Here is a 4,062-nt window from a genome sequence, read left to right as displayed (position 1 = left end):
CTCAGCTCTCGGGATCGATGATCGCGATGATGTGGTCTTCCAGGTCCTGCTGGCGCACCGATACCTCGGAGACGGCGAAGCGTGACACCGAGACCCCGGCGCGCTTGACGCTCTTGGCATCCCCGGTCAACAGCGGGTGCCATTCGGGCAGCTCACGGCCTTCATTCAGGCGACGATAGCCGCAGGTTTCCGGCAGCCAGCGCAGCTTGCCCACCGTCTCGACATCCAGCGGGATGCAGCCCGGCACGCGCGTGGCGCGATTGGGATAATCGCGGCAGCTGACCTTGCGCACATCCAGCAGACGACAGGCGACATCGAGTACCGCGATATCGCCACTGTCTTCATCCTCGAACTTGAGCAGGCAGCATTGGCCACAGCCATCGCACAGCGCCTCCCACTCGGCGGTATTCAGCTCCGAGAGTGCGTGGCGCTCCCAGAAACGCTCACGCTTTCCGCCGTCAGGCTGCGGAACATCGCTCATCTTGCTCTCCTCGCCCTGCCGGGCAGCAGGGTCGTTTCATCAGTACGGTCTTGTCTGCCGGACAGGGCGTCAGTAATGCGTTTCCGGCGGCGTCACGCCAATCTCCTTGAGGAGATTTTCCTTGGCCGGCGGCATCTGCAGATAGAAGCCCTGCTCGCGAATCTTCTCGAGCACCGTGGTGCTGGCAACGCGCGCCAGCGGCTTGTCGGCACGAATCAGCAGTGTCATCAAAGGGGTCGGCGTGCCGAAGATGCCCAGCAGGGATTCCGGCACATCCTTGAGTCCACGCGCCTTCTCGACGTAGAGATACATCTCGTCCTTCTTGGCGCTCTTGTAGATCTCGCAGATCATCTTGTCGTCTGTCATCGGGCTACCCATCATCTTGCAGCGCTTGCGCGCATCAGCGGGCTCTCGCGTCACGGGCATGACCCGAGAGCTCACTACCGGTTTCTGGCCTGTTTCTGACCTGTGTTGCTGGCAGGCCAGGCTGCGCGAGCCTCGCGCATGCCCCTTGCAGTCTGGCCCACGAAAGCGGCGAGCGTCAGCTCTCGAGCGCCTTGGCCAGGCGCGCGGCCAGCAGCTCACCACGCCAGCCCTGCGCCAAGGGCAGCGGCTCGCCCTCGTAATCGGCGATCACCAGCGCTTCCATGTCACGGCGCTTGCCGAGAATCTCAGGCTTGAGCTGCTGTGCCTCCGCCACCGCATTGACCTCACGCTTGAGGCGCTTCATGCAGTTCTTCCACTCCGGCGCCAACGGCGACGGCGGCACGCGCGGCAGCTGACTGTCATCGAGCATCGCCACGTCCTTGAGCAGCGTCAGCACGGTGTCCCCGTGGCGCTTGATCTGCGGCGGATGCATGCCATCGACCTTGGCCAGCTCGAAGCGATTGGTCGGCAGTCGCTCGCAGATCCCGAACAGCTGCGCATCGGCCAGCAGGCGTGAACGCGGCACGTCGCGCAGACGAATCTGCTCCTCGCGCCAGTCACACAGCACCTGCCAGGCGGCCAGGCCACGCGGCGAGAGCTTCCACAGGCTGCGATGACGCTTCCAGTACTCCGGGTCCGGCGTGGCACCGCCGCTGCTGCCCGGGTCCCGGCAATCCTCTTCAAGCCACGCCATGCGGTCCAACTCGAGCAATGCATCACGCTGCTCGGACCACACCTGCGGCAGGAACAGCACGTCCAGCGCGGCGTAATCGCACTGCGCCTGACTCAAGGGGCGCTTGAGCCAGTTGGAACGCGTCTCTTCCTTGGGCACGGTGACGCCCACCACGCGCTCGACCAGACGCTGATAGCCCATCGAGGCTTCGCCGCCGGTCAGGCCTTCGGCGATCTGGGTATCGATCAGCGGCGTCGGCGCCACGCCCGCCCAGCGCAGGAAGACTTCCATGTCCTCGCCACAGGCGTGCAGCAGCTTGAGCGGACCCTCTGCCCCCAGCAGACGCTTGAGCGCCTCGCTGGCCGGCACCACGGTGGGGTCGATCAGGAAGATGCGCGGCGTCTTGCCGTCCGCACCGGGCAGCTCGCCGTCACGGGCGGCCATCAGCTGCACCAGTGCCGGAATCGGGAAGAAGGTCGACTCGCGGATGAATTCGGTGTCCAACGCCAGCCAATCGGCGCCTTCCAGTTCTGCACAGGCAGCGGCCAGCGCCTCGGGGGTCTCGACCCAGACGGCCTCGAAATCGAGTTCTGACAGCAGTGCGGTGGCGGGTTGATCACTCATCAGCAAGGAAATCTCGTGGTGACAGGCTTGCCCGGGCAAGCGGGAATTGAAGGTGACGGGCACTCGCCAGACACCGGGCGGTAAACGACCGCGGGCGTGGTGGTTCCTGACCACCACGCCCGCAGACGTGCTGCTGTAGTTGCTTTGATACCGAAGCTGCTTTGCTACCGAAGTTGCCTTGATGCCGGTGCCGAACAGCGTCGGCACCGGTATCGCATCAGATCTCGCCGAGGGTGAACGGCAGACGGCCGCTGAAGGCACGACTGAGCGTGCCGCCATCGACGTATTCCAGCTCCCCGCCCATCGGCACGCCATAGGCCAGACGCGTCAGCTTGAGCGGCTGCCCACCGTGCTGCACATCGCGAAGCTGCTCGGCGATGTAATGTGCGGTGGCCTCGCCCTCGACCGTCGGGTTGGTGGCCAGCACCAGCTCCTCGATCTGGCTCTCGCGGACGCGGGTTTCCAGCGCATCCAGCCCGATATCCTCGGGCCCGATACCATCCAGCGGCGACAGATGGCCGTGCAGCACGAAATAGCGCCCCACATAGCCACCCGCGCCCTCGATGGCGAGCTGGTCGGCGGGCGATTCCACCACGCACAGCACGCGCTCATCACGCCGCGGACTCAGGCACAGCTGACAGACCTCTTCCTCGGTCAGCGTGCGGCAGCGCGCGCAATAGCCGACGCGCTCCAGCGCCTCGCCCAGCACGCCGACCAGACGGTCGGCGCCCATGCGATCACGCTCCAGCAGATGCAGCGCCATGCGCTGTGCCGTTCGCGGGCCAACGCCCGGCAGCACGCGCAAGGCATCCAGCAACTGATCTACCAGCGGCGAAAATCCCATCAGAACGGCATCTTGAAGCCGGCCGGAAGGTTCATGCCAGCAGTCGCCTCTTCCATCTGCTTCTTGGAATTGACTTCGACTTTGCGCACCGCGTCATTGACGGCGGCCGCCAGCAGATCTTCCAGCAGCTCCTTGTCTTCTTCCATCAGGCTCGGGTCGATCTCGACGCGCGCGACGTCATGACGACCGTTCATGGTGACCTTGACCATGCCCGCGCCGGATTCGCCCTGGACTTCCGCCTTGGCGGCTTCTTCCTGGACCTTCTGCATGCGCTCCTGCATTTCCTGCGCCTGCTTCATGATGTTACCCATACCGCCTTTTCCACCGAACATGGCTCACCTCATCAATAACGTGTTGAACATGACCTAACGATAAATGCTGTCTGCCGGACGTGCCATGTCGTGGCACCTCCGGCCTGTGGTGTGCATGCCTTGTCGGCACACGCACCGCGAATCCGGGAAAGCGTCAGCGATGCCCGGCACCGCCGACACTCGGTCGAAACTGCCCAGAGCGTCAGAAATCGTCCGGCTCGAAGGAGTTGACGCTTTCCTCGATCAGACGTGCGCCCAGCTGTTGCTCCATGGACTGGATATGCGGGTCAGCACGCAAGGCTTCAACCGCGCGCACATGACGTTCGCCCAGCAGACGAATGCGACGACTGTGCGGCGTTTCCAGACCTTCCGGCAGCGGCGCGACGCTGATCTCCAGCACACGCTCCACGCCCTGGCCCGCCAGCGCCTTGCGAATGCGCTCCTGATGGACTTCGGCCATCATCGCCGACTGGGCGGGGTCCAGCCTCAACTTGAGGTGGGTGCCGTCATCGTGCTCGACCAGGCAATGCGCGCCGATATTGCGCGTGATGCCGCCCAGCCCCAGTGAGGGGAACAGCTCCAGCCACGCGGCGTGATTCAAGCGACCATCGGTACTCGGGGCGCTCGGCGCCGGCGTGGGAGCAGCCGCGGGTGCCGGCTCCGGTGCGGGAGCAGGCTCCGGCAGCGGTTGCGCTGCCACGGC

6 protein-coding genes are annotated in these 4,062 nt (G+C 64.8%); all 6 read right to left on the bottom strand.

Features of this window, described 5'->3' with window-relative positions; genetic code table 11:
* Window position 1: 1 nt before the first annotated feature.
* Window positions 2-481 carry a YcgN family cysteine cluster protein gene (locus AC4FAH_RS03965; RefSeq protein WP_054555633.1) on the bottom strand — a complete coding sequence of 160 codons (480 nt, stop codon included), beginning with the start codon at window positions 479-481 and terminating at the stop codon, window positions 2-4.
* Between the two features lie 69 nt (window positions 482-550).
* Window positions 551-907, bottom strand: a complete 357-nt coding sequence (locus AC4FAH_RS03960; protein ID WP_225347187.1) for a YcgL domain-containing protein — start codon at window positions 905-907, stop codon at window positions 551-553.
* 115 nt (window positions 908-1,022) lie between these two features.
* The gene (rnd, locus tag AC4FAH_RS03955; protein WP_225347188.1) at window positions 1,023-2,204 is read right to left on the bottom strand and encodes a ribonuclease D; all 1,182 of its coding nucleotides are present in this window, start codon (window positions 2,202-2,204) and stop codon (window positions 1,023-1,025) included.
* Between the two features lie 217 nt (window positions 2,205-2,421).
* The gene (gene recR / locus AC4FAH_RS03950) at window positions 2,422-3,048 is read right to left on the bottom strand and encodes a recombination mediator RecR (RefSeq protein ID WP_043333870.1); all 627 of its coding nucleotides are present in this window, start codon (window positions 3,046-3,048) and stop codon (window positions 2,422-2,424) included.
* Complete coding sequence (locus AC4FAH_RS03945; RefSeq protein ID WP_043333871.1) at window positions 3,048-3,380, bottom strand: YbaB/EbfC family nucleoid-associated protein; 333 nt, start codon at window positions 3,378-3,380, stop codon at window positions 3,048-3,050. Before AC4FAH_RS03945 ends, recR begins: the two co-directional genes overlap by 1 nt.
* A 181-nt stretch (window positions 3,381-3,561) precedes the next feature.
* The coding region (locus tag AC4FAH_RS03940) for a DNA polymerase III subunit gamma/tau C-terminal domain-containing protein (RefSeq protein WP_490245658.1) at window positions 3,562-4,062 on the bottom strand (501 nt) is incomplete at its 5' end.

It is taken from the genome of Cobetia sp., from assembly GCF_983723665.1.
The sequence above is the reverse complement of the archived record's forward strand: the minus strand, read 5'-3'. Positions and strand labels throughout refer to the sequence as shown.

What these genes read in the sequence shown, in the direction of transcription:
- AC4FAH_RS03965 (WP_054555633.1), bottom strand. Translation starts at nt 481, where the DNA reads ATGAGCGATGTTCCGCAGCCTGACGGCGGAAAGCGTGAGCGTTTCTGG.
- AC4FAH_RS03960 (WP_225347187.1), bottom strand. Translation starts at nt 907, where the DNA reads ATGCCCGTGACGCGAGAGCCCGCTGATGCGCGCAAGCGCTGCAAGATG.
- rnd (WP_225347188.1), bottom strand. Translation starts at nt 2,204, where the DNA reads ATGAGTGATCAACCCGCCACCGCACTGCTGTCAGAACTCGATTTCGAG.
- recR (WP_043333870.1), bottom strand. Translation starts at nt 3,048, where the DNA reads ATGGGATTTTCGCCGCTGGTAGATCAGTTGCTGGATGCCTTGCGCGTG.
- AC4FAH_RS03945 (WP_043333871.1), bottom strand. Translation starts at nt 3,380, where the DNA reads ATGTTCGGTGGAAAAGGCGGTATGGGTAACATCATGAAGCAGGCGCAG.